Genomic DNA, 15,820 nt, shown 5'->3' with positions numbered 1-15,820 from the left:
GGTCACTCCTTGGTTCTGCACCTAGTCGAAACGGAAGGAAAGCACGGTGATGTCGTCCAGTTGCGGGTGCCCGCCGCGGTAGGCCTCGAGGCGGGCGACGAAGCGCTCGGCCTGCTCGGCCAATGGACGCTGGGCATGGCTGCGCAGCAGGTCGACGAAGCGCCGGCTGCCGAAGCCGAAGCCATGCTCGCCGCCGGCCTGGTCGAGGAAGCCGTCGGTGCACAGGTAGAAGGTCCAGCCCGACGGCAGCTCGATGTCCTGATTGGTGTACTCGCCCTGGCGCTTGTCGGCCAGGGCGCGGCGAGCGCCCTTGTATTCGCGCACCTCGTGGCCGTCGCTGGCGTACAGGGCGATCTTCGCCCCGGCGAAGCGCAGGCGCCGGGCGCTGCGGTCGACCCATACCAGGCCGGCATCCATGTTGGTCGCCAGGGCCCGCGACACCTGCTCCTCGCGCAGCATGCCGCGCACCGTGCGGTCGGTCTCGCGCAGGATCGCCGCCGGGTCGTCGACCCCGGCCACCGCGATGGCATGGTCGATCGCCGCCCGCGCCAGCATGGTCATCAGGGCGCCGGGCACGCCGTGGCCGGCGCAGTCGACCACGCCGAGCAGGCAGCCGCCATCGCCCTCGCGGTACACGTAGAAATCGCCGCCGACCACGTCGCGCGGCTGCCACAGCACGAAGTGACGCTCGCCCAGCGAGGCGGACAGCTGGCGGTCGGGCAGGATGGCGCGCTGGATCAGGCTGGCGTAGTCGATGGAGTCGTCGATCTGCTTGTGCGCGGCGACCATCTCGCGGTTGGCCTGCTCCAGGGCGCGGGTGCGCTCGCGCACCTTGCCCTCCAGCTCGGCGGTGTGCCGATGCACCTGGGCCGCCATGCTGGCGAAGGCCGCCGACAGTTCGCCGATCTCGTCGCCGCGCGCCGGCGGCAGGCTGGTGGCGTAGTGGCCGGCAGCGATCGCCTTGGCCGACTGCTTGAGGCTGCGCAGCGGCTGCAGCAGCAGGCGCTCCATCGCGTAGGCGAAGCCCAGCAGCAGGGCGGCCAGCAGCACCACCAGGGTGCCCAGCAGCGGCCACAGCCAGTTCTGGTCGAGCAGGCGTGCGGCGTGCAGGTCGACCGCGGTGAGCAGGTGCCAGCGCAGCGGGGCGATGTAGCTGAGCGCCAGCAGGCGCGGCTGGCCGTCGATCGGCGCGTGCAGGATCTGCACCCCGTCCGGCTCGGCCTCGGCGCGCCGCAGGGCCGCGCGCAGCGCCTCCCGCTCGGCCGGCGTGCCGAGCAGATCGAAGATCAGGCCGGCTCCGGTGGCCTGGCCGGCGCCCGAGCTGTAGGCGATGCGCGAGCGGTCCGGGTGGGCCTGGATGGCGCCGTCGGGGGCGAGGATCATCGGCGTCACCCCGTTGTCGCGGCCGACCAGGAAATCGGCGAGGAAATCGCTCAGGTCCAGACCGGTGCCGGCCAGACCGAGCACGCGGGCGCCCTCGCGCACCAGCACGTTGATCCACAGCTTGGTCTCGCCCAGCTTGTGGTCGACGTTGACGTTGAGATTGTAGGTGGCCTGGCCGCCGACGCTGGCGAAGTACCAGGCATCCTCCGGATCGGCGGGATCGAGCCGGTAGCGTGGCTGGGCGCCCGCCGCGGCCTCGGCGTCGACGAAATAGTAGCTGCGGCTGGGCTCGGCGATGACGAACCAGGACTGGTCGCGGAAGTCGCGCCGATAGCCCTCGGCCTCGGCGAAGAAGCGCGCGCGGCGCTGCGGGTCGGCCTCGTCGAGCAACCACTGGCGGGTCAGCTGGGAGTCGGCGAAGCGCCGCGCCAGGGCCAGCTCGCGGGCTACCGGGGCGAGGATGCGCTCGCGGTGCAGCAGGGTGAAGTTGCGCGCGTAGGCCTCGCCGAAATGCTGGCGAATCTCCTCCATCGCCCGCCAGCCGAGCAGGACCGCCGGTATCGAAGCCAGCATGCATGCCAGCAGCAAGGCCAGTACCGACTTGCTGCGCAGCCCCCAGTTCGCCGCCATGAAGAGTCTCCCGGCCTCCGCCGCGTCCGGCCTAGGCCGGCAAAAGTGCCATTGTGCAACCTGCCCGCGGCAGGGGTACAGCCCCGCGTCGCAAATGCCGCTCCCGCCTGCCGGGCGGCAGACGGGAGACGGTGGCGCCTTCAGGGCGCCGGGTTGGGTTGTCCGGTGTGGATGCGCTCGATGCCGGCCAGCAGCTCGTCGCCGAGCTGGAGGTCGAGACTGGCGATGTTGCTGTCCAGCTGCTCGAGACTGGTGGCGCCGATGATGTTGCTGGTGACGAACGGCCGGCTGGTGACCCAGGCCAGCGCCAGCTGCGCCGGGTCGACGCCGTGCTCGCGGGCCAGGGCGACGTAGGCGCTGGCCGCCTGGCGCGCCTGCGGGTTGTTGTAGCGCTGGAAGCGCTCGAACAGGGTCAGCCGCGCCCGCTCCGGCCGGGCGCCGTTCTCGTACTTGCCGGACAGCAGGCCGAAGGCCAGCGGCGAGTAGGCCAGCAGGCCCACCTGCTCGCGGATCGCCATCTCCGCCAGGCCCACCTCGAAGCTGCGGTTGAGCAGGTTGTAGGGGTTCTGGATCGACACCGGGCGCGGCCAGCCGCGGGTTTCGGCCAGCAGCAGGAAGCGGTGCACGCCCCAGGGCGTCTCGTTGGACAGGCCGATGTGGCGGATCTTGCCGCTCCTGACCAGCTCGTCGAGCACCTCCAGCGACTCCTCGATCGGCGTGATGTGCGCATCCGGGTCGTGCTGGTAGCCGAGCTGGCCGAAGAAGTTGGTCTGCCGGTCCGGCCAGTGCAACTGGTAGAGGTCGATGTAGTCGGTCTGCAGGCGGCGCAGGCTGCCGTCGACGGCGGCGACCAGGTTGGCGCGGTCGTGGTGCGGCCGGCCGCCGCGGATGTGGGTGATGCCGTTGCCCGGCGCCGCCGCCTTGCTGGCGATGATCCACTGCTCGCGGCCGCCATGGCGCCTGAAGTAGTTGCCGATGATGGTCTCGGTGGCGCCGCAGGTCTCGGCCCTGGGCGGCACCGGGTACATCTCCGCGGTGTCGATGAAGTTGATCCCGGCGGCTCGTGCGCGGTCGATCTGCGCGAAGCCCTCGGCTTCGCTGTTCTGCTCGCCCCAGGTCATGCTGCCCAGCGCCAGCGCGCTGACCTGGATGCCGGTCGTGCCGAGAGGGCGATAAATCATCGCAAGCTCCTGTCGATGGATGACGAAAGGGCGACAGCGTACTACCAAACGCCGACCGCGGTTCAGATGCAGAAGTCCACCGCCAGTTCGTCCTTCGCCGCGCCCTGATAGCGACGCATCAGCACGGCGAACTCGTCCGCCGGCACCGGGCGGCCGAACAGGTAGCCCTGCACCTCGTCGCAGCCCAGGCGCTCCAGCTCGGCGCGCTGTGCGGCGGTCTCCACGCCCTCGGCGATGCTCAGCATGCCCAGGCTGCGCGCCATGCCGAGGATCGCCCGGACGATGGACTGGTCGTGGCCGTCCTCGCTGATGTGGCGGACGAAGGACTGGTCGATCTTCAGCTTGTGCACCTGGAACTGCTTGAGATAGCTCAGCGACGAATAGCCGGTGCCGAAGTCGTCGATCGACAGCAGCACGCCCAGCGCACGCAGGCGCTGTACCACGGCGATGGCTGCGGCGGGATCGTGCATGGCCACGCTCTCGGTCAGCTCGAGCTCCAGGCAGTGCGGCGGCAGACCGGTCTCCTGCAGCACCTCGGCGACCAGCTCGACCAGCGCCGGGTGGCGGAACTGCGCCAGCGACAGGTTGACCGCCACCGTCGTCGCCGCCGGATAGCCGCAGGCCAGCCAGTCCTGCATCTGCTGGGCGGCGCGGCGCAGCACCCACTCGCCGATCGGCAGGATCAGTCCGCTGCCTTCGGCGATGGGGATGAACTCGGCCGGACTGATCGCCCCCAGCTGCGGGTGGTTCCAGCGCAGCAACGCCTCGGCGCCGACCAGCTCCCGGCCGTCGATGCTCATCTGCGGCTGGAAGCACAGGTACAGCTCGCCGTTGTCCAGCGCCTGGCGCAGGGCGTTCTCCAGCTGCAGGATGCGCGCCGACTGGCGCTGCATCTCGGCGGTGAAGAAGCGGAAGCCGTTGCGCCCTTCCTGCTTGGCGCGGTGCATGGCGATGTCGGCGCGCTGCGACAGGCTCTCGAAGTCGCGGCCGTCCTCGGGGAACATGGCGATGCCGATCGAGGTGGTGATCACCAGGCTGTGCTCCTCGATCCGGCAGGGCGCGGCCAGCAGCGCCTTGAGGCGCGCGGCGACGTGGGCGGCGCCCTTGGCGTCGGTATAGGGCAGCACCAGCACGAACTCGTCGCCGCCCTGGCGCGACAGGGTGTCCTCGTCGCGCAGCACCGCCTTGAGGCGCTGCGCCACCTCGACCAGGAAGGCATCGCCGATGCGGTAGCCCAGCGAGTCGTTGATGTGCTTGAAGTGGTCGAGGTCCAGGTACAGCACTGCCAGCGGCTGCTGGCTGCGCTCGGACAGGCCCAGCGCCTGTTCGCAGCGGGCGGCGAACAGCTTGCGGTTGGGCAGGTCGGTGAGCGCATCGAAATGCGCCAGGCGCTCGATGCGCTGCTCGTCCAGCTTGCGCTGGGTGATGTCTTCCTTGATCGCCAGGTAATGGGTGGTCTGGCCGGCATCGTCGAACACCGGCGAGATCAGCACCGCCTCGGTGTACTCGCTGCCGTCCTTGCGCCGGTTGACGAACTCGCCGCGCCAGGCCCGTCCGCTGGTGAGCTGCTGCCACATGTCCTGGTAGGTGCTCTGCGGCGTCTTGCCGGAGTGCAGCAGCTTGGGGTTCTGGCCGATGGCCTCCTCGAGGCGGTAGCCGGTGGCGCGGGTGAAGGCCTGGTTGGCGTACTCGATGCGCGCGTCGAGGTCGGTGATGACGATGGTGCTCGGGCTCTGTTCCACCGCCTGGCTCAGCTTGCGCAGGGTGACCTGGTCGCGGGCGCGCGCGGTGACGTCGCGCGACAGCACGACGAAACGCGGCTCGGCATCCGCCTCGCGCTGCATCATCGACACCGACAGCTCGAACCAGTGGTCGCCGTCGGCCAGCGGGATCTGGATCTGCCGGCCGGACGAGTAGCCGCAGGCCTGCGCCTCCTCCAGCGCCGCGATGCAGGAGCGCGCCGCCTCGAGCGGCAGCGCCTCGTAGACAGTGCGCCCGAGCAGCTCCGCGCTGCCGGCGGCCAGCTGCTCGCGGCGCGGGGCGTGCACCTGCAGGTAGCGGCCGTCGCGATCCAGCTCGAACAGCAGGTCGGGGATCGCCGCGAGGACCGCCTGGGAGTGCCGGCGTGCGCTGTGCAGCGCGCGGTAGGGCGCCGCGATCATGTCGACGAACACCGCGCCATAGAGCAGCAGGTAGGCGATCACCTTGTAGACGTGACCCATCAGGTTGAAGCTGTCGGTGACCCTGGCGTACAGGGTGAAGAACAGCTCGCTGAGGATCATCGCCAGCACCGCCGCGAGCAGCAGCGGCACGTTGAAGCCGCTGGCGTGGCGCAGGCGGGCGAGCAGCACGCCGACGGTCAGCAGGTGCACGACGATCACGCCGTATTCCGCCCACAGCTTGAACGCGGTGAGCCCCCGCCCGGGGATGAAGGTGGCCGGCACCCAGTGCGGCCGCCAGAGGAATACCCAGTGCACCGCCGCCACCAGCAGCAGGACGCCGAGGAGCGGCACGAAACGCTGGTGCGCCAGCGGCGACTCATCCATGCTGCCGGGCGCCGGCCAGGGCAGCCAGGCCACCAGCAGCAGGGCGCAGGCGGCCAGGTAGCGCGCCGCCAGCCAGAAATGGATGGCCTTCTGCGGGTCGCTGGGGGTCACGTAGTCGGGCATCCCCTGGAACGACAGCATGTGCGAGAAGTCGAGGATGGCGACACCGAGGAAGGCGCAGGCGAGCAGCAGGACGTTGCGCTGCGGGTGCAGACTGTGGGTATTCCAGCCGACCGCGAACACCAGCGCCGCAACGGCGATGGCGGTGGTCTCCAGCAGCATGTGCCAGGGCAGGTAGTGGTCGACGGCAGGCAGCGCCTCGCCGCCCAGCGCCAGCAGACCCATGCCGGCGAGCAGCACGAGCAGCACGCCGAGGGTCGGGCGCAGCGAATCCCGGTATTGCGGGTGAACCCGCCTCAAGCCCAACAGCACGTGCGCCTTCTCCCTGCCCCTGCCGACCAGCCGTGGCCCGGCGCCCCGCCTGCCACTGTAACGGCTGTATTCGTCGCCAATGTGACGGGCGAATGTGCCTGTCCGCCTGCCGGGCGTCAATGTCTGTCGACAGGCGCTCCGCCGATTTGCGCGCAGCGGCGGCACGCCATTTTACTGACGCCAGCGGATCAGAGCGGCCACCGCCCGCGGCACTGCGGCGAAATCAGCGGTAGAGATCCGCCCGGCTCCAGGGCAGATCGTGGGAGCCGTCGGGGCGCGGGCGCACGGCGAGGATCTGGTGCAGGTTGATCCATTCGCGCTCGAAGCCGTAGGCGCAACCGGCCAGGTACAACCGCCAGATGCGCAGGGCGCGCTCGGGCACCAGCTGGCGCGCCTCGTCCAGGCGCCGCTCGAGCCGTTCGCTCCAGAAGCGCAGGGTGCGCGCGTAGTGCAGGCGCAGGCTCTCCACGTCGACCACCTCGAGGCCGGCCTCGCTCATCCGCGCCACCGCGGTGGCCAGGTGCGGCAGCTCGCCGTGGGGGAACACGTAGCGGTCGATGAATGCGCCGCCGCCGCGCCCGACCGGGCGGCCGTCGGTGTGCCTGGCGGTGATGCCGTGGTTCATCACCAGGCCGCCGGGCTTCACCGCGCGCTGCAGGGTCTGGAAGTACAGCGCCAGGTTGGCGTGGCCGACGTGCTCGAACATGCCGACGCTGACCACCTTGTCGAAGCGGCCGTCGGCCGGCAGGTCGCGGTAGTCGAGATACTCCAGCTGCACGCGGTCCTGCAGGCCCTCCTCGGCCACCCGCTCGCGGGCCAGCCTGAGCTGTTCCCGGCTGAGGGTGATGCCATAGACCTCGGCGCCGAACTCGCGGGCGGCGAAGCGCGCCAGGCCGCCCCAGCCGCAGCCGACGTCGAGCAGGCGCTCGCCGGGCGCCAGGCGCAGCTTGCGGCACAGGTGGCGCAGCTTGGCCTGCTGGGCGGTGTCCAGGTCCTCCGCGCCGGTCTCGTAGTAGGCGCAGGAGTAGACCATGTCGCGGTCCAGCCACAGCCGGTAGAAGTCGTTGGACAGGTCGTAGTGGTAGTGGATGTCCGCCGCATCGCTCGCCTTGTCGTGGGCCGGGCGCACCGGCGGCGCGGCCTCCCGGTCGCCGAGCAGCGCCGCGGTGAGTGCATCCGCCAGCTGGATCGCCTGCTCCAGCGACCCCTGGATGTCCATCGCCCCCTCGACGTAGGCACTGCCGAGCAGGTCGAGGCTGGGATGCGCCAGGCGGGTCAGCAGCTGCGGGTCGCGCACCTCGAGGGTCACCTGCGGCTCGGGGCCGAGGTCCAGTTGGTGGCCGTCCCACAGGCGCACGCGCAATGGCAGTTGCAGCGTGCGCAGGACGGGCGGAAGCATCGCCAGCATGTCCGATCCCCCATTCATGGAAAGCCCCTTGAAGGGTAGTCCAGTCTCGGCCAGTCGTCGGCCTGGCCCGCAGCGGGGCAACCGCACCGGAAACGCCAGAGCCCGGCTGCGGCCGGGCTCTGGACAGGGTGTGGGATGCAAATAAAGTTTCATCCTAACCCTAAAAACAGAGAGAAACGTCGCGCGCTCTCCTATTCATAAAAAATCCCTTTTATATCAGTATGTTGTGAGCACTTACACCCGAGACTGGATCGTTTTGCCTTTCATGGGAGAATGATTAAGGGCGCTAAAGTATCATCCTAATTTTCGCCCAGGCTCGAAAAATACGGTAAATGGTGAAAATAAAGATTCATCCTTTTCCGATGTTGCCCGTTCCAACACGTAAGCAGTCAGTCAGAAAAAACACATAGATCCAATCCCTAGCGAGCATTGAGCTCTCTCATCCGTGCCAACTGCTCCAACCCTTGGACGCCCTAAATGCTTACCCAAAAAAATCAACACCTTCTTTTAAAAACACAATCAAAAATGACTCCCTTATATCCATTTAACCTAAACAGCCTTCCCCCCACTGCACTAGCTAGGGCTCGTAGTTCGGCGCAAGGCTGAAGTCGCTTGGCTGCTTCGCTGTGCAGATCCATGACCCACTTTCCATCAAACTCCCGGTTGTAGTTCCACAAGCATCTCGCGAGTCTTGCCGGCCCGCTCCACTAACAAGACCACAACATCTCCAACGTTCTTGTCGTCTAGCCGGGCCTGTAATGTGGTGACGTCGTCGACGGCGATACCGTCGATGCTGATAACGCGATCGCCGGGCACGATGCCGCCTGCGGTGACCTCGACGCCGACGAGCCCGGCCCTGTGCGCCGCCGAGCCCGGCGTCACGCGCAATACGAATACGCCCTTACTGCCGGTCAGCGCCTGCAGACGCGCGTTGAGCTGCTCATCCACCTCGATGCCCAGCGCCGGACGGATGTACTTGCCGGTCTTTATGAGTTGCGGCACCACGCGCATGACGGTATCGACCGGCACCGCAAAGCCGATGCCGGCCGAGGCGCCAGACGGACTGTAGATGGCGGTATTGATGCCGATCAGCCGCCCAGCCGAATCGAGCAGCGGGCCACCGGAATTGCCGGGGTTGATAGCGGCGTCGGTCTGGATCAGGTGGTCAATGGCCGGGCCACTGGCGTCGCCGGAAAGGGTGCGGTCAAGCGCCGAGACGATGCCGGTGGTGAGCGTCCAGTCGAGCCCGAAGGGATTGCCAATGGCAAAGACCTTTTGCCCCACCTTGAGATCGGCACTGGTGCCCACCGGCACCGCCGGCGGGCGCTTGAAGCCGACGCCAATCTTGAGTACCGCGATGTCGTGCGCAGGACTGGCGCCAACGAGCGCAGCCTGATAATCGCGACCGTCGGCCAGTTTGACCGTGGCAGACGATGCCCCCTGGATCACGTGGAAGTTGGTCACCACGTGGCCGGCATCGTCCCAGATGAAGCCGGAGCCGGTGCCGCGCGGCACGGAAAAGACATTGCGCGACCAGACGTCACGCACTAGTTGTGCCGTGGTGATGTAAACCACCGACCCGCGCGATTTCTCGAACAGCTCGATGGTGGTTTTTTCGTCGGCGGCCAGGTCGCCGCGCGGCGTCACCGTGCGCTCCTGCGTTTCGTGGGGACTGAACCAGGCTTCGATGGCGGGCAGGAACTGCCACAGCAGCATGAGTGCGGCGATGCAGCCAGTGATGACGAGCCAGCGCCGGATGAATCGATCCGGCGCCGGGCGGCTGTAGGGGTCGGGGTAGGTCACGTCATTCTCCATGTTGAAATCAGCGCCAAAGGCCGCCGGTGCGCCAGCGTGGCGGACGTGGTGATACGGTCACCTCGGGGACGAAACGGGCCGATGGAAACGGCGGCATCGCGGGCGGCGGAGCAAGTTCCAGCAAGCGCTCAATGCGTTCAGCCGTCGCCGGATGCGTGCGCAACCAGGAGGGTTCCGGATTGCCCCATCCGGGCAGCAGCCAGGCGCGCCAGGAGCGGCTCACCCGCTCGATCTTGGCGAGCGCCGAGGCCAGCCCGTGCGGGTCGCCGGTCAATTCGGCAGCGAGCCGGTCGGCGTCGAATTCGCGCACCCTGGACAAGCCCAACTGAGCCAGCAAGGCCAGCTGTGGCGCGACCGCCAGTAGAAGCAACGCGGGCCAATTGACTTCCGTGACTCCAAGCAATAGCGCTGGCAAGCTGAGCACGATCGCAAGCTGCCCCAACAAGGCCAGAAGATGGGTGAGCCGGCTGATGGAATCGGCCAAGCCCATGACACGCAAATCCTCGTTCGCAATATGCGCGATTTCGTGGCCGAGCACGCCGGTCAACTCGCGGGGCGTGAGGCTACGCAGCAGGCCGTCGGTCAGCGCGATGGCCGCGTGATGCTTCGAACCGGTGGCGAAGGCGTTGACGACCCCGCTGGGCACGTAGTGCGGTACCGGCACGGCAGGCAGCCCGGCCCGCGCCGCCAGTTCGCGCAACACAGCCCAAAGATCGGGCGCTTCATCCGGGTGCAGGGGGCGTGCGCCATACAGCCGCAAGGTCAGCCCGGAGGCGGCCGCCGGTTCGAGCAGCAGGGTGAACCCCGCGGCCGCAAGCGCCAGCCAAAGCCCGCCGTCACCCAACAGCAGGCTGCCAGCGACGGCGGCAATCCCGAGCAGGGTCAGCACCAACAGCGCGGTTTGCAGGCGATTGAGCCAGCGATGCCGCGCGCCGACATTCTGCGCGTGGCGCAGATCACGACTGATCATCTGAGCTTTCCCCGGCTGTCCGGTCATCGCGCTCGCGCAGCAGCCAGTAAGTCGCCCCGAGGGCCAGTGTCGCGCCTGCGAGCGCCGCGACCTTGGCGGGGCCGGTCTCCGGGTCGAGGATCACGAATTTACGCGCCAGGGCGATCAGCCCGATCAGGATCACCGTCTTGACCTGGATGATGCTGTCGCGCCGCAAGGCCACCCGCACGATGGAATGCTTGAACTCCATGGCGATGAGCAGCGTCATGATCATGCCGAACACGGTCTGGAAGACCTTGTGATCGAGCGGATTGAACGCATCAATGATCAGCAGGCTGAAGACGATCGAGATCAGCTGCAGCAGCGAGACCACGATGATCACGGCAATGATTGCGGACAGCGCGAGCGCGATCACCTGTTCGAAGCGCTCGTAGAACGTCATCACTGCCCATTGGGCGCGAAATGTTTTGATCGGGTCTGCTTGCTTTTCCTTCATCGCCACTCCTCTCAATTCTGAAATACTTGTGCACCCACAACTTGGTTGCGCCCTTGTCTTTTTGCCTGGTAGAGCGCGCTGTCCGCCTGCTGCATCACCTGCTCGACAGAGTGCAAACGGGGGTCAAGGAGAGCCACCCCCATGCTGGCGCTATAGCTGATCGACACCTCTCCACACACCACCGCTGTCGCCGCAGTGTCCTGACGAAATCGCTCCGCCCATACTTGGGCGTCTTCTATCGATGCCGCTTCCAACAACACAGCGAATTCCTCCCCCCCAATCCGGGCAGCCATGTCGGTTGCGCGAACATGTTCCCTCAACCGTGAAGCAAAGTGCTTGAGTACCTCATCGCTGCATCCGTGTCCATAGGTGTCATTGATACGCTTGAAGTGATCGATGTCGCAGAGCACAAGTGCTGCTTGTATCTCGGGGCTGCGTTTGAGGCGCTCCCATTCCAGCTGTAATCGTTCGTTAAAAGCCCGCCGGTTCGACAAGCCGGTCAAGGGGTCGGTGATCGCCATACGCAGCAACTGCTGCTCCATTTCCTTGCGAGAAGAGATGTCGAGCAGAGTGCCGACTATCAGTTGCCTGCCCGCGTCACCCAGCCAACGGCCGCGATCCAGCACCCAAATCCAAACGCCAGATCGATGACGAACGCGGTACTCGCACTCCAATCGCTCCGACGGGTTTTCTTGGTAAGCGCGCACCTTTGCCAGAACGACCGGCAAATCCTCCGGGTGAATACGCGCTTGCCATGCGGCATGGGTGGCGCCAACCTCCTCGTCGGAGGTCAAGCCGAACATCGCCAGACTGCGGGCAGAAAGCCTGAAGCTGTCGGTAGCGATATCCCACTCCCAGAATCCCAGCCCTGCGCCCTCCAGGGCGATGGCGATCCGTTCCTTGTCATCGATTTGCGCTTGTTGGCGATGCTTCAGCTCGTCACGCCTCTGGCGATTGGTACGAACAAAACGCCATAGCGCAACCGCCATGCCAATATTGGCAAGTAGCGACACCATCAGCCAAATGGTCGGCCCGTTCATGGTCTATCCCCACCTGACTCACTGAGTGTCTGCCGTAATTCCTCGATCCGGTGGTCGACTTGGTCGGCGTTGATGCCCAACATCAACAGTACCTGCTCGGCCAGTCCCAGTCCCGCAGCCAGGTACAACGAGTACAGTCTGACATTGGGCAGATTACGCAAAAGCTGGGCATCCGTTACGCGCTCAGTGGCCACCACCACGGACAAGCTCAGGCGGCGGTCGAGAACCGCCTGAGCGATACGCAGGGCCGTCTGCGGACGGGCAAACGTCAGCACCACCAGGCGGGCATGGGCCAATCCGGCGGCGGCCAGGGTGTCGAGCCGACTGGCATCGCCATACGACACCGGCGCCCCCATCGCACGCCCCGCTTCGACCCGTTGGCGGTCCGATTCCAGCAGCAAATGCGGTATGCCTGCCAGGCGCAGCGTTCGGCTCAGCAGCAGCCCGACGTCATCCGCCCCACAGATGATCACATGGTCGCGCAACGACCGCGCCCGCTCGGCGACTTCGCCTTCTTCGGCCTGCGGTGGCTGACCGAGTGCGCCCGAGCGGCTGAATCTATTGGGGCCGACTGCGAATATCGCGAGACTGACCGATGGAGCAGTCGGCCCCTTCATCACCTCAAAACAGCTTTTGGATGCGCGTCTTCAACTCGTCGAACCATCCATTGCCGCTTTTGCCACCAGCCGACTTTTGCTCAATGGACTTCACCTGATCGAAGATGGGTTTGAAGTCCTCCTTCTTGCCATAACCCAGGATTTGCGCCAGCTCGATCTCCGTGCGCACGGACGACAGCAAGGTGCTGAGCTCCTCGTTCTGCTTGGCATCGCGCTTGTCGGTCTCGGCCAGCTTTTCAGCTTTTGCTATCGCGGCTTCGGCCCGTAGCACGGGCAGAGGGAGTACAACTTGGGTGACCACCAGCGTGTTCAGTGCTCGGGCGAGCTCTGCTTTGGCTTCGTCGATCTTGCCGCTGTCGACGAGCCGTGCAGCCGACTTGATCGCTGCCGGGTACGTTGCCATGGGCAGGTTGTCGGTTTCGATCACGATTTCGCTGGCCAGATTGGCAACGATGGGCCGGGCCTTTTGCACCTCGCCATCACCCAACAACTCCCGAGACAACTTGACCGCTTTCTTTACCGATTCCACGTTGGCGTGGATATCATGGGTGATGACGCGTACATCGACCGGCGCCAAAGCAAGTTTGGCGTCGCGTGCCAATACCAGTTCCAGCTTTCCGGTGGCCAGTTCCAGCGCAGCGAGCGCCTCCTTGGTCTTATTTGCATCAAGGAGGGTCAAAGCCTCCTGGGTCTTGGTGAGCGCCGTGATGGCGTCCTGAGTGAGCTCGGAACGCTTTTTTTCGGCTTCCTGGGCGGCCTTGTCGTCTACTTGTGGCTGCGCCGCCTTGGGTGCGACAGAGGGCGCTGCAGCGCTTGGACTTGCCGCCGATTGGGCCAAAACCGGTCCACTCAGTCCGATGCAGACCGCCAGGGCAAGTGCGGAACGGATGTATTGGGGCTGTTTGATATTCATGATGTTGGACTCCAATTGAAGTTAATTGACTGAAATTTCAATCTGCTTCGGCTTGGCTTGCTCGGCCTTGACAAGCCGCACTTCCAGCACGCCGTCTTTCATCGAAGCCGTCACCTTGGTCGGATCAACGTTGTCAGGTAAGACAAAGCTGCGCACAAAGCGGCCATACGCACGTTCGATGCGGTGGAATTTCTTGCCCTGCACATCTTTTTCCAATTTGCGCTCGCCGCTGATGGTGAGCACCCCGTTCTCCGCGCTGACGCGCACGGCATCCTTGGGGACCTCCGGCAGATCCAGCTTGAGGACGTATGCGTTCTCATCCTCGCTGATGTCCACCATTGGTGCCCAGTCCGCCGTGGTCATGGCTTCATTGCCGGTATGGGCACCCTGTCGCTGGGGTGTCCGTCCCAACATCGTCGCCAGGCGGTTTTGCAATTCATCCAGTTCCCGGAAGGGGTCCCACGGAGTCAATGCAGACATATCGGTTCTCCTTACACAATGCCAACGAACTAGATGGCACACCGTTCAGAGCTGTCGGCTTACCCTGAATGGCGTCTACTACTTTTTCGTCATGAACAAGTCCTTGGGTCAATTGACGGATGTCGTTCTCGTCGAGCGTCTCCCGCGCCAGCAGCTCGCGCGCACAGCGCTCCAGCACCGTGCGGTTGGTGTCGAGAATCCGGTAGGCGCGCTCGAACACGCCCATCACGATGTCTCGGATGGCCTGATCGATGCGCGTCTGGGTCGATTCGGCCACCCGGCAGCCGCCGTGGGCCAGTTCCGGTGCGTCGAGAAAGCGTGGCCGCTGCGCCTCGAAGGCGATGTAGCCCAGACCTTCGTCCATGCCAAAGCGGGTGATCATGTCGCGGGCAATGTCGGTGGCCCGCGCCAGATCGTCCGCCGCCCCGGTAGAGAGTTCGCCGAACACCAGCTTTTCGGCGGCACGCCCGCCCAGCAGCACGGCGATCTTGTGTTCCAGGTCGGCGCGCGTCATCAGGAAGCGGTCTTCGGTGGGGCGCTGCAGCGTGTAGCCGAGCGCCCCGATGCCGCGCGGGATGATCGAGATTTTGTGTACCGGGTCGGTGCCGGGCAGCGCCAGCGCCACCAGCGCATGGCCCATTTCGTGATAGGCCACGGTTTCCCGTTCCTTGGGATTGAGCACGCGGTTCCTCTTTTCCAGGCCCGCCACGATGCGCTCGATGGCGGCGGTGAAGTCCTGCAATTCCACGGCGGACGCTTTGCGCCGGGTCGCGGCCAGCGCGGCTTCGTTGACCAGATTGGCGAGGTCCGCGCCGGAAAAGCCCGTGGTCAGCCCCGCCACCTGTTCGAGATCGACTGCCGGCGCCAACGTCACCTTCTTCACATGGACTTTCAGGATATCCAGCCGCCCCTTCTTGTCGGGCCGGTCCACCAGCACCTGACGGTCGAAGCGGCCGGCGCGCAGCAGCGCCTGGTCGAGGATTTCGGGCCGGTTGGTGGCGGCCAGGATGATGAGCCCCACCGAGCTGTCGAAGCCGTCCATTTCGGTGAGCAGCTGGTTGAGGGTCTGCTCGCGCTCGTCGTGGCCGCCGATGGGCCCGCCGGCGCCGCGCGCGCGGCCCAGTGCGTCGAGTTCGTCGATGAAGATGATGGCCGGCGCCTGCACGCGGGCCTGCTCGAACAGGTCGCGCACGCGCGCCGCACCCACGCCGACGAACATCTCGACGAACTCCGAGCCGGAGATTGAGAAGAACGGCACCCCGGCTTCACCCGCGACGGCCTTGGCCAGCAGCGTCTTGCCGGTGCCGGGCGGCCCCACCAGCAGCACACCCTTGGGGATGCGCGCGCCGAGACGGCCATAGTCCTGCGGATTCTTCAGGAAATCGACGATCTCGACCAGCTCCGCCTTGGCCTCATCCACCCCCGCGACATCGGCGAACGTCACACCGGTGTTCTTTTCCACGAACACCTTGGCGCGGCTCTTACCGATGTTGAGAAACCCGCCCATGCCCTGCTTCTCGGCGAAGCGGCGGAACAGGAAGAACCAGACGCCAAAGAAGGCTACCGCTGGCAGGATCCACGACAGCACATCGCGCAGCCAGGTGCTCTCCAACACGCGGGCATAGGGCACGTCGTACTTCGACAGGCGATCGGCAAGATCGGGTTCGACCCTCGTTGCCACGATCGTCGTCTTGCCCCGGCTGTCCGGCGACTTCAGGCGCCCGGTCACCGTACGATCCGACACCAGCACTTCGGCCACGCGACCCTCGGCCAGCGCCTTCTCGAACTCGCTGTAGGGCACCGGCTCGACGGTTTTCGCCGTCTGCCAGTAGCTCTGCAAACTCAACAACAGCAGGAGGGCAACGATCCAGTAGCCGGTATTCCATTGATTCTTTTTTTCCATGGGCCGTGTTCCTCGAAAGTCGAGTCG

Annotated in this window: 11 protein-coding genes and 1 pseudogene; all 12 read right to left on the bottom strand. The window is 65.9% G+C overall.

What is annotated here, in order from left to right; all coding sequences use genetic code 11:
* Nucleotides 1–21: 21 nt before the first annotated feature.
* Nucleotides 22–2,013: a biofilm regulation protein phosphatase SiaA gene (gene siaA, locus SK095_RS15240; protein ID WP_320546765.1), complete on the bottom strand. Its 1,992-nt coding sequence runs from the start codon at nt 2,011–2,013 to the stop codon at nt 22–24.
* A gap of 140 nt (nt 2,014–2,153) precedes the next feature.
* A complete protein-coding gene (locus tag SK095_RS15235) occupies nt 2,154–3,194 on the bottom strand; it encodes an NADP(H)-dependent aldo-keto reductase (RefSeq protein WP_320546764.1) in 1,041 nt (346 codons plus the stop codon).
* A 62-nt stretch (nt 3,195–3,256) separates the two neighbouring features.
* Nucleotides 3,257–6,172, bottom strand: a complete 2,916-nt coding sequence (locus SK095_RS15230; protein WP_320546763.1) for an EAL domain-containing protein — start codon at nt 6,170–6,172, stop codon at nt 3,257–3,259.
* A 223-nt stretch (nt 6,173–6,395) separates the two neighbouring features.
* Nucleotides 6,396–7,580 (bottom strand): C17 cyclopropane fatty acid synthase CfaB, encoded by a 1,185-nt coding sequence (cfaB, locus tag SK095_RS15225; protein ID WP_320546762.1) that lies wholly within the window; start codon nt 7,578–7,580, stop codon nt 6,396–6,398.
* A gap of 651 nt (nt 7,581–8,231) precedes the next feature.
* Entirely contained in the window at nt 8,232–9,383 is a 1,152-nt protein-coding gene (locus SK095_RS15220) for a S1C family serine protease (RefSeq protein WP_003116645.1), read from the bottom strand.
* Between the two features lie 19 nt (nt 9,384–9,402).
* Nucleotides 9,403–10,365, bottom strand: a complete 963-nt coding sequence (locus SK095_RS15215; RefSeq protein WP_013984524.1) for a zinc metalloprotease HtpX — start codon at nt 10,363–10,365, stop codon at nt 9,403–9,405.
* Nucleotides 10,352–10,840, bottom strand: coding sequence for a phosphate-starvation-inducible PsiE family protein (locus tag SK095_RS15210; RefSeq protein WP_004152114.1), 489 nt, complete (start codon nt 10,838–10,840; stop codon nt 10,352–10,354). Before SK095_RS15210 ends, SK095_RS15215 begins: the two co-directional genes overlap by 14 nt.
* Nucleotides 10,841–10,851: 11 nt before the next feature.
* A complete protein-coding gene (locus tag SK095_RS15205) occupies nt 10,852–11,880 on the bottom strand; it encodes a GGDEF domain-containing protein (protein ID WP_232095202.1) in 1,029 nt (342 codons plus the stop codon).
* Nucleotides 11,877–12,497 (bottom strand): NAD(P)-binding protein, encoded by a 621-nt coding sequence (locus SK095_RS15200; RefSeq protein ID WP_320546761.1) that lies wholly within the window; start codon nt 12,495–12,497, stop codon nt 11,877–11,879. The genes SK095_RS15205 and SK095_RS15200 overlap by 4 nt, the downstream gene beginning before the upstream one ends.
* A 4-nt stretch (nt 12,498–12,501) precedes the next feature.
* Nucleotides 12,502–13,410, bottom strand: coding sequence for a heat resistance protein YfdX1 (gene yfdX1 / locus SK095_RS15195; RefSeq protein ID WP_021567662.1), 909 nt, complete (start codon nt 13,408–13,410; stop codon nt 12,502–12,504).
* Between the two features lie 21 nt (nt 13,411–13,431).
* Nucleotides 13,432–13,890, bottom strand: a complete 459-nt coding sequence (gene hsp20-GI, locus SK095_RS15190; protein ID WP_023383117.1) for a small heat shock protein sHSP20-GI — start codon at nt 13,888–13,890, stop codon at nt 13,432–13,434.
* 88 nt (nt 13,891–13,978) lie between these two features.
* A pseudogene (ftsH, locus tag SK095_RS15185) lies at nt 13,979–15,793 on the bottom strand (ATP-dependent zinc metalloprotease FtsH); the annotation flags it as partial.
* Nucleotides 15,794–15,820 lie beyond the last annotated feature (27 nt).

The organism is Pseudomonas sp. AN-1 (assembly GCF_034057115.1).
GTDB lineage: Bacteria > Pseudomonadota > Gammaproteobacteria > Pseudomonadales > Pseudomonadaceae > Geopseudomonas.
This window is presented reverse-complemented; position numbering and strand designations above follow the sequence as displayed.